General features: G+C 38.7%; 16 protein-coding genes. 2 read left to right on the top strand and 14 right to left on the bottom strand.

What is annotated here, in order from left to right:
* Window positions 1-13: 13 nt before the first annotated feature.
* From dedD to NBG71_RS07650, 8 genes are all read right to left on the bottom strand, one after another.
* Window positions 14-667 (bottom strand): cell division protein DedD, encoded by a 654-nt coding sequence (dedD, locus tag NBG71_RS07615; protein ID WP_075670604.1) that lies wholly within the window; start codon window positions 665-667, stop codon window positions 14-16.
* Complete coding sequence (folC, locus tag NBG71_RS07620; RefSeq protein ID WP_250916733.1) at window positions 657-1,955, bottom strand: bifunctional tetrahydrofolate synthase/dihydrofolate synthase; 1,299 nt, start codon at window positions 1,953-1,955, stop codon at window positions 657-659. Before folC ends, dedD begins: the two co-directional genes overlap by 11 nt.
* The gene (gene accD / locus NBG71_RS07625; protein WP_099659399.1) at window positions 1,948-2,916 is read right to left on the bottom strand and encodes an acetyl-CoA carboxylase, carboxyltransferase subunit beta; all 969 of its coding nucleotides are present in this window, start codon (window positions 2,914-2,916) and stop codon (window positions 1,948-1,950) included. Before accD ends, folC begins: the two co-directional genes overlap by 8 nt.
* Window positions 2,917-3,085: 169 nt before the next feature.
* The gene (locus tag NBG71_RS07630; protein ID WP_099659398.1) at window positions 3,086-3,787 is read right to left on the bottom strand and encodes a DedA family protein; all 702 of its coding nucleotides are present in this window, start codon (window positions 3,785-3,787) and stop codon (window positions 3,086-3,088) included.
* 24 nt (window positions 3,788-3,811) lie between these two features.
* Window positions 3,812-4,696, bottom strand: a complete 885-nt coding sequence (gene truA / locus NBG71_RS07635; protein ID WP_075670596.1) for a tRNA pseudouridine(38-40) synthase TruA — start codon at window positions 4,694-4,696, stop codon at window positions 3,812-3,814.
* Window positions 4,696-5,706: an aspartate-semialdehyde dehydrogenase gene (locus NBG71_RS07640; RefSeq protein ID WP_075670594.1), complete on the bottom strand. Its 1,011-nt coding sequence runs from the start codon at window positions 5,704-5,706 to the stop codon at window positions 4,696-4,698. Before NBG71_RS07640 ends, truA begins: the two co-directional genes overlap by 1 nt.
* Before the next feature lie 45 nt (window positions 5,707-5,751).
* Entirely contained in the window at window positions 5,752-6,879 is a 1,128-nt protein-coding gene (pdxB, locus tag NBG71_RS07645; RefSeq protein ID WP_250916734.1) for a 4-phosphoerythronate dehydrogenase PdxB, read from the bottom strand.
* A 149-nt stretch (window positions 6,880-7,028) separates the two neighbouring features.
* The gene (locus NBG71_RS07650) at window positions 7,029-7,811 is read right to left on the bottom strand and encodes an AraC family transcriptional regulator (RefSeq protein ID WP_075670590.1); all 783 of its coding nucleotides are present in this window, start codon (window positions 7,809-7,811) and stop codon (window positions 7,029-7,031) included.
* Window positions 7,812-7,932: 121 nt separating this feature from the next.
* On the opposite strand from NBG71_RS07650, the gene NBG71_RS07655 reads away from it, so the two are divergent.
* Window positions 7,933-8,853, top strand: a complete 921-nt coding sequence (locus NBG71_RS07655; protein WP_250916735.1) for a DMT family transporter — start codon at window positions 7,933-7,935, stop codon at window positions 8,851-8,853.
* A 562-nt stretch (window positions 8,854-9,415) separates the two neighbouring features.
* Here the strand turns inward: NBG71_RS07655 and fabB are convergent.
* Window positions 9,416-10,627, bottom strand: a complete 1,212-nt coding sequence (gene fabB, locus NBG71_RS07660; protein WP_075670586.1) for a beta-ketoacyl-ACP synthase I — start codon at window positions 10,625-10,627, stop codon at window positions 9,416-9,418.
* A 205-nt stretch (window positions 10,628-10,832) separates the two neighbouring features.
* Here fabB and mnmC point away from each other — a divergent pair, with 205 nt between their 5' ends.
* Entirely contained in the window at window positions 10,833-12,881 is a 2,049-nt protein-coding gene (gene mnmC / locus NBG71_RS07665) for a bifunctional tRNA (5-methylaminomethyl-2-thiouridine)(34)-methyltransferase MnmC2/FAD-dependent 5-carboxymethylaminomethyl-2-thiouridine(34) oxidoreductase MnmC1 (protein ID WP_250916736.1), read from the top strand.
* An 88-nt stretch (window positions 12,882-12,969) separates the two neighbouring features.
* On the opposite strand, the gene NBG71_RS07670 is transcribed toward mnmC, so the two are convergent.
* The 5 genes from NBG71_RS07670 to NBG71_RS07690 all read right to left on the bottom strand — a co-directional run bounded on the left by NBG71_RS07670 (window position 12,970) and on the right by NBG71_RS07690 (window position 16,649).
* On the bottom strand, window positions 12,970-13,518 hold the full coding sequence (locus NBG71_RS07670) for a GNAT family N-acetyltransferase (RefSeq protein WP_075670582.1): 549 nt from the start codon (window positions 13,516-13,518) through the stop codon (window positions 12,970-12,972).
* A gap of 109 nt (window positions 13,519-13,627) precedes the next feature.
* Entirely contained in the window at window positions 13,628-14,524 is an 897-nt protein-coding gene (locus tag NBG71_RS07675; RefSeq protein ID WP_075670580.1) for a cupin domain-containing protein, read from the bottom strand.
* A gap of 327 nt (window positions 14,525-14,851) precedes the next feature.
* Window positions 14,852-15,124 (bottom strand): YfcL family protein, encoded by a 273-nt coding sequence (locus tag NBG71_RS07680; RefSeq protein ID WP_006533359.1) that lies wholly within the window; start codon window positions 15,122-15,124, stop codon window positions 14,852-14,854.
* Window positions 15,125-15,276: 152 nt separating this feature from the next.
* Window positions 15,277-15,831 carry an elongation factor P hydroxylase gene (locus tag NBG71_RS07685; protein ID WP_088495095.1) on the bottom strand — a complete coding sequence of 185 codons (555 nt, stop codon included), beginning with the start codon at window positions 15,829-15,831 and terminating at the stop codon, window positions 15,277-15,279.
* Between the two features lie 17 nt (window positions 15,832-15,848).
* Entirely contained in the window at window positions 15,849-16,649 is an 801-nt protein-coding gene (locus tag NBG71_RS07690) for a sulfite exporter TauE/SafE family protein (RefSeq protein WP_075670576.1), read from the bottom strand.
* Between the last annotated feature and the right edge of the window lie 116 nt (window positions 16,650-16,765).

Genomic DNA, 16,765 nt, shown 5'->3' on the forward strand with positions numbered 1-16,765 from the left:
CGTTTAGAAAAAATTAAGGCTTATATGCCCTTACCTCACCTTGTAAGCCCGTAAGCTCTTTTAAATGAGGCAAAATCGCCTGTAATTCTGACTTCGATGCACTAGGGCCGATATAAATTCGAGTCACTTGCCCTGCAACTGGACGTGCAGGTATGGTGTATACCGGATAACCTGAGAAATGCATTTTCGCAATAATTTCTTCTACCTTCGCCGCATTTTTCAACGCACCTAATTGAACAACCCAAGCCTCACCTTTCGGTGGTTTAGTTTCTTGCACTGGTGGTGCTGGTGGTTGTACTGGAGGCGTAACCACAGCAGGAGGCTCTTGTGTAGACGTTGGTTGTTGTGGTGGTTGTGCTGATGGTGTAACAGGTACAACAGCAGGTGCTTCGGGTGTTGTAACAGTAGGTTGTTCAACGCCTGTCACCGCTTCAGAAAGCATACCTTCAGACGCACCTTCTGACGGAGTAGATGGCACTGAGGTTTGCTCTATCGGGGCGATAGATTCTATTTCTTGCTCATCACCAGGTTTAGGTACTAAAGGAATAGAGGCGAACTGGTCTTCGTTATATTTCTTATCGCCGTCGAGCAGTGCAGGCAAAAAAATAACCCCTACTGCCACCAATACAACGGCACCGACTAAGCGATTTTGAAATTTACTTGCCACTCACACTCTCCTTTTCCAAAAGTTCCATCACATGCGCGACAGTATGAAATGAACCACAAACCACAACAATATCGTTAGGAGTAGCATCAGACATTGCTTGTTGCCATGCATTTTCAACACTATCGAATACCATTGGTTTCTCAAGATGTTGAGCTAATACATCCGCAGAAGCACCTCGAAACTCATTAAGTGGAGCAACATACCAGCTATCAGCCAATGGTGTTAAGCACGCTAATGTTCCTGCAATATCTTTATCACCCAGCATACCAACAACAATACGCACCTGAGTATCAGATTTTTGTGGTAATTGTGATAATTTTTCCGCTAAATAGCCCGCCGCATGAGGATTATGAGCCACATCAAAGATAACCAAAGGATATTGAGAAATTACCTGAAAACGACCTGGCAATTGTGCGTGAGACATACCTTCAACAATGCTTTGCTGTGTTATTGCTTGGCTGACTTTATCATCAGACTTGAGCAAGCAACGAATAACTGCCATCGCTGTCGCCGCATTGGCTAATGGAATATTAGGGATTGGCAACGCATCAAATTCACAATCAGCACAACGCCAATGCCAGTGATCACCGTCAATAACAAAAGACCAATCAGTTCCTCGACGGAAAAGCTTAGCCTGTTTTTCATTGGCAACTTCAGCAATGGAGTGAGGCATATCCGGCTCACCCACAACGGCGTAGTGATTAGCACGAAAAATACCGGCTTTCTCGTGGCCAATATGCTCTCTATCTGCACCTAACCAATCAGTATGATCGAGTGCAATACTTGTGATAGCAGCAATATCCGCATCAACGATATTCGTCGCATCTAATCGACCGCCTAATCCTACTTCAAGAATAACAACATCAAGTTGTGCTTGTTGAAATAACTTCAGCGCAGCCAGAGTGCCATATTCAAAAAAGGTCAGAGATATATCACCCCTAGCTTGTTCAATTCCTGCAAAAACTTCACAAAAAGCATCTTCGGAAAGTTCTTTGCCTTGAATACGAACACGTTCTGTATAACGGACAAGATGAGGGGAGCTATAAACGCCGATTTTCAATCCTGATGCCATCAAGATTGACTCTAGCATATGGCAGGTTGTGCCTTTCCCATTGGTACCTGAGACAGTAATTACCTTAGGTGCGGGACGTAACACGTTTAATATTTTTCCTACCTTGCCTACTCGTTCTAACCCCATATCAATGGCGCTAGAGTGCAAATGTTCAAGATAAGAAAGCCACACCGACAAAGGCGATGTGGCTTTAGGAGCAGTTATGATATTAGACATCTTCTTTTTTATTCGTTTCGATGTTAATTTCTGGCTCGTTGTCTGTAGATTCAATTTCATCAGCAATCATTTCTTCACCGATGATTTCATCTTCATTTTCATCTTCAACTAAATCATACTGAGTCAGCTTAGCCAGTAATTCAGCCAGCTCATCACGCATTTCAGGACGACGAATAATCATATCGATCGCCCCTTTTTCTAACAGGAACTCACTGCGTTGGAAACCAGTAGGTAATTTTTCACGTACTGTTTGTTCAATAACGCGAGGGCCTGCAAAACCAATCAGTGCTTTAGGTTCAGCAACGTTGATATCACCTAGCATCGCTAAACTTGCAGAAACACCACCCATTGTAGGGTCAGTCATTACTGAAATATAAGGTAAACCACGCTCTTGCATTTTTGCTAATGCTGCACTGGTTTTTGCCATTTGCATTAATGACATCAGTGCTTCTTGCATACGCGCGCCGCCACTTGCTGAAAAGCAAACTAATGGGCAGTTATCTTCTAATGCTTGTTCAACAGCACGAACAAAACGTGCACCTACAACAGAAGCCATTGAACCGCCCATAAACGCAAATTCAAAGGATGCAGCAACAACAGGCATCTTTTTCAGCGTTCCTTTCATCACGATTAATGCATCTTTTTCTTGTGTCTGTTTTTGAGCAGCGCTGATTCTGTCTTTGTATTTTTTAGAGTCGCGGAATTTCAGAATATCTTTAGGCTCTAATTCGCTGCCTAATTCTGTTGTGCTTCCTGTATCAAGGAAAGTCTCAAGGCGACGGCGCGCTGAAATGCGCATATGGTGATCACATTTAGGGCAAACCTCTAAATTACGCTCTAATTCTGCGCGATAGAGTACCTGCCCACAGCTGTCACATTTAGTCCAAACTCCTTCAGGGATATTGGCTTTACGTGAACTTGTGATAGTGCTTTTGTTTAGAATTTTTTCAATCCAGCTCATTAATGGACCTTTTCGTCTGAATCTGACCTTCGCCAGTAAAATTATTGTTAGCGTATCAACCACAATGCACTGGCTGTGTGGTTAGCAAAGTTTATGATGATACCGCTTACTGAATTTCAGCGCATCTCTTTATTATGGCTATTCTACGGCAAAAACTTATGATAACTGCTCAAACCTCTTTGTTATCACTTTCTTTCTTTGCTTTTGCACTCGCTCTGCGGTGGCGTAGGATCTCAATAACGCCCGGTAAAATAGAAATAACAATAATGGCAACAATTAGCAATTTTAAGTTCTTTTGAACTATATCTAAGTCACCAAAAAAGTATCCTGCATAAGTAAATAACAGTACCCATACAATTGCCCCAGTAACATTGTAAAAGGCAAAATGACGATATGACATTTTACCCATTCCTGCAACGAATGGCGCAAAAGTTCGGATAATCGGCACGAATCTTGCCAAAATTATCGCTTTACCACCATGCTTTTCATAAAAAGCATGGGTTTTATCTAAATATTCACGACGGAAAATCTTTGAATCCGGCTTACTAAATAGTTTTTCACCAAAAAGTCGCCCAATAGAATAGTTAACAGCATCACCTAAAATAGCGGCGCAAAGCAACAGTAAAACAATAATATGGACATTTACATCATTGGTGTCTAAAGAAGCTAAAGCACCAGCAACAAATAGCAATGAGTCACCAGGTAAAAATGGTGTTATCACCAACCCCGTTTCACAGAAAACAATCAGAAACAAAATGGCATAGACCCACGTGCCATATTGTGCAACAAGCTCAGCTAAATGCGCATCAATATGTAAAATGAAATCAATTAGAAATTTAATTAAATCAACAAATTGTGTTAATATTTCCATAAATCCTCAGAAAACTGGGTGTCTTTATGATTGAGATATCTCAATAGGACTATCCGCTAAAAATAGTGGGCCCATTGCAGGTTTTGGTAATTCAAAATGATCAGGATAATCCACAGAAACCAGATACAATCCATTCGCTTTAGCTGTTGCCGCAGCTTTAGTTCTGTCTTTTAAGGCTAATAATTCAGCCATCCAAGTAATACCCTGATTGCCACACCCTATTTCTAAAAGGCTGCCAACAATATTTCTCACCATATGATGAACAAAAGCATTCGCTTTAATATCCACAACAACATAGTCACCATATCGAGAAACATTAACATGCATAACGTTACGCCACGGCGTTCGCGATTGGCATTGGACAGCCCTAAAAGAGGTAAAATCATTTTCCCCCAGTAAACATTGCGCTGCTTGGTGCATACGTTCAGCGTCTAAAGGATAATGAAAATGTGTCACTCCAGATGACAAGATAGCAGGACGATACCGATGATTAAAAATCACATAGCGATAACGTCTTGCCGTTGCACTAAAGCGAGCGTGAAAATCATCAGAAACTGTTTTTACCCAACGTATTGCGATATCCGCAGGTAAATGAGTGTTAACGCCCATTGTCCAAGCGGGATCTTTACGGTGTGCAGTTGTTTCAAAATGGACAACTTGCCCCGTTGCATGTACTCCAGCGTCAGTTCTTCCCGCACAAAATACAGATACAGGTTCATTAGCCACTTGTGAAAGTGCTTTTTCTAACCGTTCTTGTACACTACGCACTTCATTTTGGCGTTGCCAGCCATAATAACGACTACCATCATATTCAACGCCTAGAGCAATTTTGATTGTTGTGCTTTCAGAAGTAACCGCTGACTCAGTCAAAGGTTGTTCTGTTACTTCAGCACTCACTTGCGCATTCATTAGTAAAACTGCTCCTGCATTAATTGCTCTGCTACTTCGACAGCCATTAATGCCCCACCAAAGCGCACGTTATCTGCGACTGACCAGAATTGTAAAGCTTCTGGCATACCATAATCATTACGGAAACAACCTAAATTTAAGCTCACATTACCTGATGCATCGGTGACTTGAGTTGGAAAATCATTTTCATCACTGATATTAAGATCTTCATTTTCTTGTAATGTTTCACGCGCTTCATCACTACCCATTGGGCGTGAAGTTTCTAATTGTACCGACTGTGCATTACCATAGAAAACAGGCGCTTGCAGTGTAGTAACAGATATTGGCAAGCCTTCGTCTTGTAAAATTTTACGAATTTGGTCAACCATGCGACGCTCTTCTTGTATAGAGCCTTCGTCATCAACCATTAAAGGTAAAATGTTAAATGCTAACTGTTTATTAAAACGACCTAATTCAGGAGGAATACCATTAAGTAGGCGAGCACTTTGACCTGCCAATTCATCTACGGCTTGTTTTCCAAAACGAGAAACTGACATTAAGTTTGTCACACTAAGGCGCGTTAAACCCGCAGATTCTGTTAATGGATTAATGGCACGTAATAATTGGCTCACCATACTATCTGCAATCGAAACAATATTACGAGTACGGTATTCCGCAAGCATTGCGCTGTTCACGCCCGGAACAACTAATGGTACATCCCAATCCATTGCAAAGATGCCACTACAATCAATGACAATACAGCCAGCATCAGCCGCTTGTTGTGCATATTGCGCGCTGATCTCTGCTGGAGCAGCAAAGAAAGCTAATTGAATATCAGCCCATTCGATATTGTGAATACCTTGAACTGCAACACTTTTGCTGTTTACACGCACTGATTTCCCAATGCTATCTTCACTTGCGATTGCTGTTAATTCACCAATGGGAAATTCACGCTCTTGTAGCAGTTCTAAAATCGCTTCACCAACAGCACCTGTTGCACCAACAACTGCAATATTCCAACCTTCTCCCATAAGATATCCTCCAATACCATAAAATTTTTAAAATAATATTTTGCTTTATTTGTGTGTAGCGCTAAAGCCTATTGCATTTAATGTGTCGACAGTGGTTTGATTGTCACAAATAACGTGTAGTGAAGACCACTCACGGCGTACAGGGTAAAATTTGCGTAACTTATCAAACTCCCCTTTTATTCCTGCCACTTTTCGTAATGGAGCATCATCACGACGCACATCATAAACAAGATGAATAAGTTGTTTTAAAAGTGTTTGTGTTAACTCACCTTGCACAGAAATGGTAGAAATAGTAGGCGCAGGTAACAATGTTGATAATTCAACATGTTGAGGTTGACCAATAAAATCACAATAAGCTTCAAAAACTTGAGTTGTGCCGCGTGCCTTACCTTCTAAGGTATAACCTGCAATATGCGGTGTTGCGATATCAACTTTATTTAATAAATCAATGGAAAGATCTGGCTCTGGCTCCCAAACATCCAATATAACGCGTAAGGATTTGCCGCTCTTAAGTACAGACAATAATGCTTGATTATCAATAACCTCGCCACGGCTCGCATTAATTAAAATGCGTCCTTCAGGTAATTTTTCGAGATTGCTCTCATTTATTAAATGATAAGTTTTGTATGGGCCTGATTTATTGAGAGGTGTATGGAAGGTTAGAATATCTGCTTTTTCTAACAATGTTTCTAATGGGTGAAATTCTTCATCATCACCATTATCCGCTCTTGGTGGATCGCAAAGTAAAACATTTACACCTAATGCACGAAGGCGTGTTGCTAATCGCCCCCCCACATTTCCCACACCAACAATACCGACAACTTTATCGGTTAATTGAAAGCTATCTTGCTCTGCTAGCATCATCAGTGCAGAAAATACGTATTCAACAACCGCTATAGCATTACAACCTGGGGCAGATGAAAAACCAATTTGTTGTTGCTCTAACCATGCAATATCGACATGGTCGAAACCCGCAGTCGCAGTTCCAACAAATTTCACTGGCTTGCCTGATAATAAGGATTCATTGACTTTGGTAATTGATCTCACCATTAAGGCATCAGAATCATTAAGCTCATCAGTAGGTAATGGGCGACCAGAAACAGCTTTTACCTCACCTAATTGGCGGAAAAGTTGTTCCGCATAAGGCATATTTTCATCAACCAGAATTTTCACGGTGTTATCTCACTGATTTGGTGTTTATGTGTGTAAGCAATCAATCGAAAAACAAAATTAAGCGGTCTATTTTGCCACTTATTCACAGCAAAGCCTATTATTGACAGTAAAATCCGCCTAGATTTTAAGTAAATATATGAAAAGAAGGCTTAACAATTGGGTAATCGACGAAAACGTTCTGGTGTTGTGCCAGCAAACTGTTGAAACATCGCAATAAATGAAGACGAGGAGCTATATCCCACATCAAATGCAATTTCATTCACACTTTTCCCTTGCTCTAATAAAGAAATTGCATGTAAAAAGCGTAGGCGTTTACGCCATTCGCTAAAAGACATACCTAATTCCTGTTGGCAACGACGAGAAAGTGTTCTTTCTGAGGTATAACGTTTTTTAGCCCATTCTTCTAACGAGGTGTTATCTGCCGGATTTTGCTCTAACACAGAAAGTATAGGGGCAAGTAATTTATCTTTAGAGGAAGGTAAATAAGTATGATGTATTGGTGAAGCTTTAAGTTGATCAATCAGTACTTGGGCTAAGCGAAAATCTTCTTCTGTTTGTGGTTTACACACACCACGATGGAAAAAGTCAGAAAATATGGTTGAAAAAATAGCACTCAATTGAATCAAACAAGGTTTATCTAACAATCCTTCACACCAATTTGGCGCGATATCTAGCACCTTAAAAGAGAGCGTTTTTTTATTGTAACTGGCATGCCCTACATTTTTGGGGATCCATACACTAAACTCTGGTGGCGCCAAAAATCGCTGTCCCCCAGCTTCTAAATCCATAACACCAGAAATTACATAAAGTAGCTGACCAAAATCATGTTGATGATAAACAAACTCTGTTTCAGCTAATAGTTGCTCATCACGAAATCGAACCGTATCTGGATCAGACAATAACCATTGCATTTTTTGTTGTTCAATTGTCATCTTTATGTTGTTCTCTTGTCATGTTGTCTTTATTGGCCTATCACTTGTCTGGTTTTCATTATATATATCTAATCAGACAGGCTTACAATAGCGACCTGGTTTAAAAATAGATGTGAGAATAATGAAAAACGCAATTTTTCCGCTTTTAGCGGTACTAATTTGGTCCATTAATGCAGTCGTTAATAAAGCAGCCGCGTCTGTTATCGATCCTGCTGCAATCTCTTTTTATCGTTGGTTCCTCGCCTTTTTAATTATGACTCCTTTTTTGATCATGCCAGTTTGGCATCATCGTAAAACCGTCAAACAATATTGGTGGAAATTATTTATTCTTGGTGCATTGGGGATGGTGATGTACCAAAGTTTAGCTTATTATGCAGCGCATTATGTTAGTGCAACATTTATGGGGATTTTGAACTCTCTCATCCCATTATTAACCGTTATCATTAGTATTTTTGTTTTACGTGTTGTACCAACAGTAGGTATTGTTTTAGGCACAGTACTTTCAATTAGTGGCTTAGTTTGGCTAATTAGCCGTGGCGAACCTTCTCAGTTGCTTTCCCAAGGTTTGGGTTATGGTGAACTGATGATGTTTATTGCTTCGGCGTCATACGCCCTCTATGGCGTATTAACAAAACGCTGGTCAATTACACTACCTAACTGGCAATCACTTTATGTGCAAATTGGATTTGGTGTTCTGTTATTATTGCCAAACTTCTTTCTTGCCGAGAGTGTTGCGTTAACAAAAGATAATATTGGATTAGTTGTCTTCGCAGGTATCGGTGCTTCTATTCTTGCACCTTATTTGTGGATTTTAGGTGTGATGAAATTAGATGCAAATACGACCTCTATTTTTATGAACCTAATGCCATTATTTACTGCAATGATCGCTATCGCGCTTCTTGGTGAAGAAATGCATAGTTATCACTTAGTGGGGGGTGGTATTGTGTTACTTGGCGTGCTCTTAGTGCAACAACTCAGAACGCCACTGAATTTCCGACGTCAGTCTGCTCAGAAAAAAGCAGATTGTCGCCAGGAGATGTGAGTCAATGTCAAAAAGACAACAATAAAAAATGCCGGCTAAATTCTTAGCCGGTCACATTCATAATGTTAGGTTTAATAAATAAAACTGACACAAGAAATCAAAGTATAAAATATAAAGTAATACAAGTATCCGTGGCAAACATTACCAACTTTTATATTAAATAGCTCCTATTTATTTGTAATAAAATAATCCAGATCAATTTTTTACGCTCTTTTTGTCTTATTCAACCTTTCCATTATCCTAACCCTATATAAAACAAAACATTTAATGGTTTTGGGTAAAATTAAATTAAACGATTGAAATAAAATAAACCTAATTTAATTTTCTCAATATAAACAATAAATTAACAAAAGCAGTCTATTTTATTAGAATAATAAAATGAGTAACTATTAGGAACGGTATTTTTAATCGTTATTTATATAATCTTTTTTTAATGATTTTTATTCGAAAGATATCTTTATTAGAATAATAAATTATTATGCATAATAAATTTAAAATAAAAAAGCAGACTCCATTTTAATGAAGCCTGCTTTTTTTAATAAGAAAATATAAGTATATCTAACTATTTTTTATATTTACTCATGACTAGTGAAGCATTTGTACCACCAAAACCAAAGCTATTTGACATTACAGTCTCCAGTTTCTGTTCTGTTGGTTGAGTAATGATGTTCATACCCATTGCTTTATCGTCTAATTCTTCAATATTGATGCTTGGTGCAATAAATCCATGCTCTAACATCAGTAAGCTATAAATTGCTTCATGCACGCCAGCCGCACCTAATGAATGACCAGTCATTGCTTTTGTTGCTGAGATAGCTGGTGTATGCGAGCCAAACACTTCTGTGATAGCTTCAAGCTCTTTTAGATCACCAACTGGCGTTGAAGTACCGTGTGTATTGATATAATCAACTTTATCAACACCTTGCATCGCCATTTGCATACAACGCACCGCACCTTCGCCTGAAGGAGCAACCATGTCTGCACCATCAGACGTTGCGCCATAACCTACGACTTCACCATAGATATGTGCACCACGCGCTAATGCGTGTTCTAGCTCTTCAACAACCACAATACCGCCACCACCTGCGATAACAAAACCATCACGGTTTTTATCGTAAGTACGAGAAGCTTTGGTTGGAGTTTCGTTATATTTAGTTGAGAGTGCGCCCATTGCGTCAAATTCGCAGGTCATTTCCCAACTTAACTCTTCACCACCACCAGCAAATACAACATCTTGTTTGCCTAATTGGATAAGCTCAACGGCGTGACCAATACAGTGAGCCGATGTTGAACAAGCTGAACTAATTGAATAGTTAACGCCTTTAATTTTGAAAGGTGTTGCTAAACAAGCTGAAACACCTGATGCCATTGCACGAGTTACCATATAAGGGCCTACGCCACGTAGACCTTTTGCTCTCATGCCATCAGAACCTTGGACTTGGTTACGTGGAGAACCACCACCAGAACCAACGACTAAGCCAGAACGAATATTAGAAACTTGGTCTTCAGTCAGACCTGAATCAGCTATCGCCTCTTGCATAGATAAATAGGCATAAACCGATGCGTCGCTCATAAAACGGCGGATTTTACGGTCAATAAGACCTTCAGTATCAAGCTTAACGTTGCCCCAAATGTGGCTACGAAGCCCCATCTCTTTAAATTCTTCTGAGAAAGTTATCCCGGAACGACCTTCTTTTAAAGAATCCAGCACTTCTTTCTGGTTATTACCAATGCTCGAAACAATACCCAGACCCGTGATCACTGCGCGCTTCATTCATACCTCTTTACAATAATAGTTGTAGCTGCGGGATTTCTGAGTAGCACTTTAGCGTACAGTTGTACGCCGAACAAGTCCGATCAGGATCTTTTTTACAAAAATACAGATAAGCTAATAAAACACTTTCCCCTTTAAGGCTGGCACAAGCAACCTAACGGCGCTAAGATATTAGTTAATTTTTTCGAGAAATACAGGCAGTTCCGTGAATAATAGCCCGATAAATACTGCGTCTTTAAGTTGGAATGAACTTGGTACACCTATCTCTGAACAATTTGGCGATATTTACTTTTCAAACCAAGACGGTCTAGAAGAAACTCGACATGTGTTCTTGCATGGAAATTATTTTCCATCACGTTTTGGTACACATGTACGCTCTGAATGTGTTATCGCAGAAACAGGATTTGGTACTGGGCTTAATTTTTTAACACTGTGGCAAGCTTTCGATCAATTTAGGCAAACATCCCCTGACTCTCGTTTAAAACGTCTTCATTATGTTAGTTTCGAGAAATTCCCTCTTACAAAAAGTGACTTACAATCTGCACATTGCCATTGGCCTGAACTGGAAAAATATTCACAAGCACTTTGTTCTCAATGGCCATTAGCCATTGCAGGTTGCCATCGCATTATTCTTGCTGATGGAGCAATTACACTGGACTTATGGTTTGGTGATATCAATATCTTGTTACCCCAAACTCGCCAAGCACTACATAATAAAGTGGATGCCTGGTTCTTAGATGGTTTTGCGCCTTCTAAAAACCCACAAATGTGGAGCGAAACTCTCTTTCAATCGATGGCTGATTCAATGCGGGAAAACGGTACATTTGCAACGTTTACTGCCGCAGGGATTGTCAAGCGAGGTTTGCAAAGTGTTGGTTTTGAGATAAATAAAATCAAAGGATTTGGCCAAAAAAGAGAGATGCTGACAGGTGTTTTTCCACATCCCCCATCTCCTGAATTTCTCCCTTACTATGCCAGACCAAGTGCAACCAAAGCACAGAACATTGCAATTATAGGCGGTGGCATTGCCAGTACATTAACCGCGCTTTCCTGCCTAAAAAGAGGTGCCAGTGTCACCTTGTATTGTGAAGATAACCAACCCGCAACTAATGCCTCCGGTAATCGACAAGGTGTGTTATATCCTTTACTTAATGGCAAATCCGATGAACTAGAACAATTTTTTACAAACGCATTTTTATTTGCTCATCGCACTTATGACAACCTAAGTAAAGCAGGTATTCCTTTTTCACATCAATGGTCTGGCGTTGCTCAAATTATTTATAACGAAAAAATTCGTAAAAAAGTACAGAGAATTATCGATAACTCCATACCATTTACTCAAATAGCGTGTTACCTCGATGAAGACGAAGTCAATAATATCAGTGGATTAGACGTTAATTATGATGCTTTGTTTTACCCACAAGCGGGCTGGCTTTCACCGACTGAACTCACAATCAATACATTAAAATATGCTGAACAATTAGGATTAACATTGCGATTTAATCATCAAGTTACTCAAATAAGTGCACAAGAAGCATCTTGGCACTTAAAGGTTGTTCATCACGATGGAAAAAGTACAACACAATTTCAATCACAACATGATTGCGTTATTTTGGCAAATGGGCATCGAATTACAGACTTTACTCAAAGTGAAAAATTACCTATTAGCGCAGTTAGAGGGCAAGTTAGCCATATTCCAACAACAAAGACATTATCAAAACTAAAAACTGTGCTTTGTTATGATGGCTATTTCACTCCTGTTGATCACCAAGATAATTTGCATTGTGTGGGAGCAAGCTTTCGTCGCGATAGATTAGATTTAGCAGTCTCAACGCAAGAGCAAGAAAATAACCAAGCTCATCTTACACAATGTTTAGCAAAAGCCTCTTGGGTTAAAGACGTTGATTTTAGTCGAAATGAAGCTCGAGTAGGTATTCGTTGTACTATACGCGATCACTTACCGTTATTAGGTGAAGTACCTGATTTTGAAAAACTACGAGTGGCATACACACATTTAGATAGATTTAAACGTAGAAAACAAACGCCAGCTTTAGCCCCTGTTTATCATCAACTTTATATTATCAGTGCATTAGGCTCTCGTGGATTGTGTTCGGCACCTTTATCGGCTGAAATTCTTGCAAGCCAAATATTTGGCGAACCGTTTCCAGTTGAAGATAATGTGTTGAATGCCTTACACCCTAATCGTTTTTGGGTAAGACCATTACTGCGTGGAAAGCCGATTGAAGTGGAATAAATGTATAAGCAACCAACCTCGGTTGCTTATTTTTTTACTTTTTTATTATCTTACTATTATACCCGAGATCACCATTTCCAAAGAGAAGCTAAACCTCAAACTTCATTGCACAGCGCGTTTCTTTTACAAAACCCCCTCTTTCCACTTCATCGTCTAAGATTTCTTGCAAAGAATGAGGGATCTCGCTTTCTGACAAAATAGAAAAACCTAAACGTTGATAATACGGTGCATTCCAAGGAACATGGCGAAATGTTGTCAACGTAACAGAGTCAAACTTATGTACTTTTGCTTCATCTTTTACTTTTTGAATAAGTAACTTACCAATTCCCCTATTTTGCCAATCTTGGCTCACTGAGAGCTCATGGATAAATAAGCTTTCTGGTAAATCAGTCGTCATGATAAAACCAACTGGTTCATTATCACTATTAACTGCTACCCAATGCCCTTGCTGATCAATAAACGCTAAATGTTTTTCAACACTTTGTACGCCACTTTCACTTATCCAACGTAAGTCTTCTAAAGTACTAAAGAGCTGTCCTGCTGATTGCTCAATAGCAGGCAATGTAGTGGCATCATCGATTTGTGTTTGACGGATCGTAATATCGTTATTTTTTATTTTGTTTTGTGTTGTTGTCATCTCTGTTTCCAGCTTAGGTGTTTTTATACTTTTATGCTTAATTTATTAAAAAGCCATCCTGTTGGATGGCTTATGTTAATACTTAAACAGCTTCTTATTTTTTAAGTCGTTAATCTTTAGGTAATATACCGTAAGATTGAAACTTCTGAGTCTCTATAATAAAACGATTATAGTATATATTGTCTTCCACTGAATCCTTCACCACACGGTTACTATAAGCGCTAACAACAGCAAGTGTCGCCTTATGAAGTTTATCTTTTAGTCTGTTATGGATCTTCGGATCTTCACTTTCTTGAACTTGATTTAATAATGAAACAAGCTCTTCTGCTTCAGCTTGAATATCAGGATCAGTAAATTCTGCTGTCGGTAACATATAGTCTAAATCCAGATTAACAGAATCGTTATATTCATCTTCTTGAGTAAAAGGCTCTAAGTCTTTGTTGTATTCCGCTGAAATATATTTAATAAATTCTGGTTTATCAAAGCATTTATTTTTTATGCCACCATTATTATTTTTATTGCGAGTGCGGATTTCATTAGGAAATGGCTCGCCTAAGGCATAAGTACACTGAAAGATATTACCATCGATTAATGTGGCATTAGTGCTACGCACTGGAAGTTCAAATTCATAACCATTAATAATAACGGGGTAATCGACAGGTTTAAATTGATCTGTTTTTCCCTTTACTGCATAAACTTCTGAAAGAGTGTAATACATAAAATTATCAGGATTTAGTATGCCACCATTATTCTGGTCATAAACCATAAATCGAGCATCATTACCGGCACTATCTTTTAAACTATGCTCACCAGGTGACAGCGTTATATAACCATTTTTACCCGGTTCAACCTGATATTCTTTATCATCGACACTAAAACTAATGACTTTTTCGCTTGGATTACTGTAGTAAAACTTATTTTTTTTATTATCTAAATCAAATTGATCACAAGCCGATAAAAATAAAATTGCGCTAGTCAGTAGGCCTATTTTAAAGAAATTTTTCATCGTATCGTTATCCTTATCATAAATATTCTATGCAAATCATTTGCATCCCGAGAAACATTCCTAAAAAACATTTAAAAGTAATTTTACAGAAATGGCAAGGAGTTACAAAAGATAGCACTATTATGCTTAATCAATGAGAGATACATCGACTTTGAAAAATCAAATAAAAACAATTGATAAATAGTAAAGATCAATTTTTGTATAAAAACCAACCTAATTCAACAGTAAATATCTTAAATATGACTCAACGACTGTGATTTTAATAAGATATTAAGAAAGAAAAAACAACCGATTTATGCCGGTTGTTCTCTTAAAAGACATGCAGGATTAATTAATTGAGTTAACTAAATCATGCCAAGTAGATAAAACTAACGCTTGGTCAGGTGGTGAAAGCTCACCTGCTTTTATCGCCTTTTGAATGCTCTCTTCTACACGCGCTCTTAACGCTTCTAACTGTGTGTTATTTTCTTGCTCAAGTTCAGCAATAGCCAGTGTAATATGGCCTTGTAAATATCCACCTGCAAATAATTCATCATCAGTGGCATGTTCAACACGGCTGTCAATTTTATCTAATAAGTACGCTTCATACTCAGAAAGCATTATTTATCCTCAATATATAATGTTGCTATTTTTATATCTACCCTGTATTAACAGAGCATAAATACATGTGTTCTAGCAACCTTACTACTTCAGACTCCACCCTATAGGGTAAAACCTTCACAGTGGATAAGCGATAGTTATTCTCGCAATCCTTAATTAACTAAAGGATTTTCCTGATAAGGAAACATCTCTTCGGTTAGCTCTGGGGTATTGTAAAACAAATGTAACGCATTAATAAATAGCTGTGCACGAGGTGGCGTGTTTTTATCTCGTAAATAAGCGAGTACTTGTTCTCTAACTTTATTTCTGAACTCATAACGATCAGGCTCAAAGTTACCTTCTAAATTGTCACAACTGACATTGAAAGGATAACCAGCAGCTTGGCAAAATAACCAATCTAATGCTTGAGGTTTGATTTCTACAACTTCAAACTGTCCTTGAGTGGTTTCATCTCGTCCATCTGGACAATACCAGTAACCATAATCAACTTGTTGGCGGCGAGCCTCTCCAGCAATACACCAATGTGATATTTCATGTAAAGCACTGGCATAAAAGCCATGAGCAAAAATGATTTGGTGATAAGGCGTCTCTTCATTTGCAGGCAAATAAATCGGCTCATCATCCCCTTTAACTAAACGAGTTTGAAAACTTTCGCTAAAACATTGATTAAAGATATCAATTAACTGTTGATAATGATGTGCTGACATTTAAAAACCATCTATTCCTAATTAAAAAGTGCAGAAAACCAAAGTGCAATAGTATCGCCATGATTGTCATGAATGAGTTTGATACTCATCAAAAAGGAGATAATGACCAGCATAGGTCTTATTAATTTTTGCCCTTTTGTTAATACTAAACCTGCACCTAAGCGAGCACCAATAAATTGCCCACAAAGCATAACTAAACCAATAGTCCAAATAACCTGCCCACCAATAATAAAAAACAGTAAAGAGCCAAAATTAGAGGTGAAGTTGAGCAATTTAGCATGAGCAGTCGCTTTTGAAAGATTATATCCAAGTAACATGACATAACCTAAAGCGAAAAAAGAACCTGTACCAGGTCCAAAAATACCATCATAAAAACCGACACCGCCGCCTAATATTGCCCCAAAAGTATAGTAACCAATGCGTTGTTTACTGTCTTGAGCACCTATTGATGGAGTAAAAAGGAAATAGAGGCCAATGGCAATGGTAAGAATAGGAAGCGCTTGTTTAAGAATTTCGGGGTTAATAAACTGCACTAACATTGCACCAGAAACTGCACCAATAAAAGTCATTAAAATTGCAAATCGCTGCGCTTTTAAATCAATAACCTTTCGACGTATAAAATAGAGCGTAGCCGAGAACGAGCCACCTACTGATTGTAATTTATTTGTTGCGAGAGCCTGAACTGGCGGGATCCCCGCAGATAACAAAGCTGGAATGGTGATTAATCCACCGCCACCAGCTATTGAATCAATAAAACCTGCGATTAAAGCAACACAGAAGAGAAGAAGGTAGATGCCATCTGAAAAGAGCCAATCCATTTATCTATCCGAATTATTAGGAATGAAGGACGCGTTGCTGTGTTTATCTCATTATTTTAAAAAACCACAGCAACACGATCTGAGCATAATAAAATTAGGCGCTCACACCTTTAAAG

Origin of the sequence: Proteus sp. FZP2095, assembly GCF_023701425.1 — a bacterium.
Classification (GTDB): domain Bacteria; phylum Pseudomonadota; class Gammaproteobacteria; order Enterobacterales; family Enterobacteriaceae; genus Proteus; species Proteus cibarius.

Coding starts and splice junctions, on each gene's coding strand:
- folC (WP_250916733.1), bottom strand. CDS start 1,955: ATGTCTAATATCATAACTGCTCCTAAAGCCACATCGCCTTTGTCGGTG.
- accD (WP_099659399.1), bottom strand. CDS start 2,916: ATGAGCTGGATTGAAAAAATTCTAAACAAAAGCACTATCACAAGTTCA.
- NBG71_RS07630 (WP_099659398.1), bottom strand. CDS start 3,787: ATGGAAATATTAACACAATTTGTTGATTTAATTAAATTTCTAATTGAT.
- truA (WP_075670596.1), bottom strand. CDS start 4,696: ATGAATGCGCAAGTGAGTGCTGAAGTAACAGAACAACCTTTGACTGAG.
- NBG71_RS07640 (WP_075670594.1), bottom strand. CDS start 5,706: ATGGGAGAAGGTTGGAATATTGCAGTTGTTGGTGCAACAGGTGCTGTT.
- NBG71_RS07650 (WP_075670590.1), bottom strand. CDS start 7,811: ATGACAATTGAACAACAAAAAATGCAATGGTTATTGTCTGATCCAGAT.
- NBG71_RS07655 (WP_250916735.1), top strand. CDS start 7,933: ATGAAAAACGCAATTTTTCCGCTTTTAGCGGTACTAATTTGGTCCATT.
- fabB (WP_075670586.1), bottom strand. CDS start 10,627: ATGAAGCGCGCAGTGATCACGGGTCTGGGTATTGTTTCGAGCATTGGT.
- NBG71_RS07670 (WP_075670582.1), bottom strand. CDS start 13,518: ATGACAACAACACAAAACAAAATAAAAAATAACGATATTACGATCCGT.
- NBG71_RS07675 (WP_075670580.1), bottom strand. CDS start 14,524: ATGAAAAATTTCTTTAAAATAGGCCTACTGACTAGCGCAATTTTATTT.
- NBG71_RS07680 (WP_006533359.1), bottom strand. CDS start 15,124: ATGCTTTCTGAGTATGAAGCGTACTTATTAGATAAAATTGACAGCCGT.
- NBG71_RS07685 (WP_088495095.1), bottom strand. CDS start 15,831: ATGTCAGCACATCATTATCAACAGTTAATTGATATCTTTAATCAATGT.
- NBG71_RS07690 (WP_075670576.1), bottom strand. CDS start 16,649: ATGGATTGGCTCTTTTCAGATGGCATCTACCTTCTTCTCTTCTGTGTT.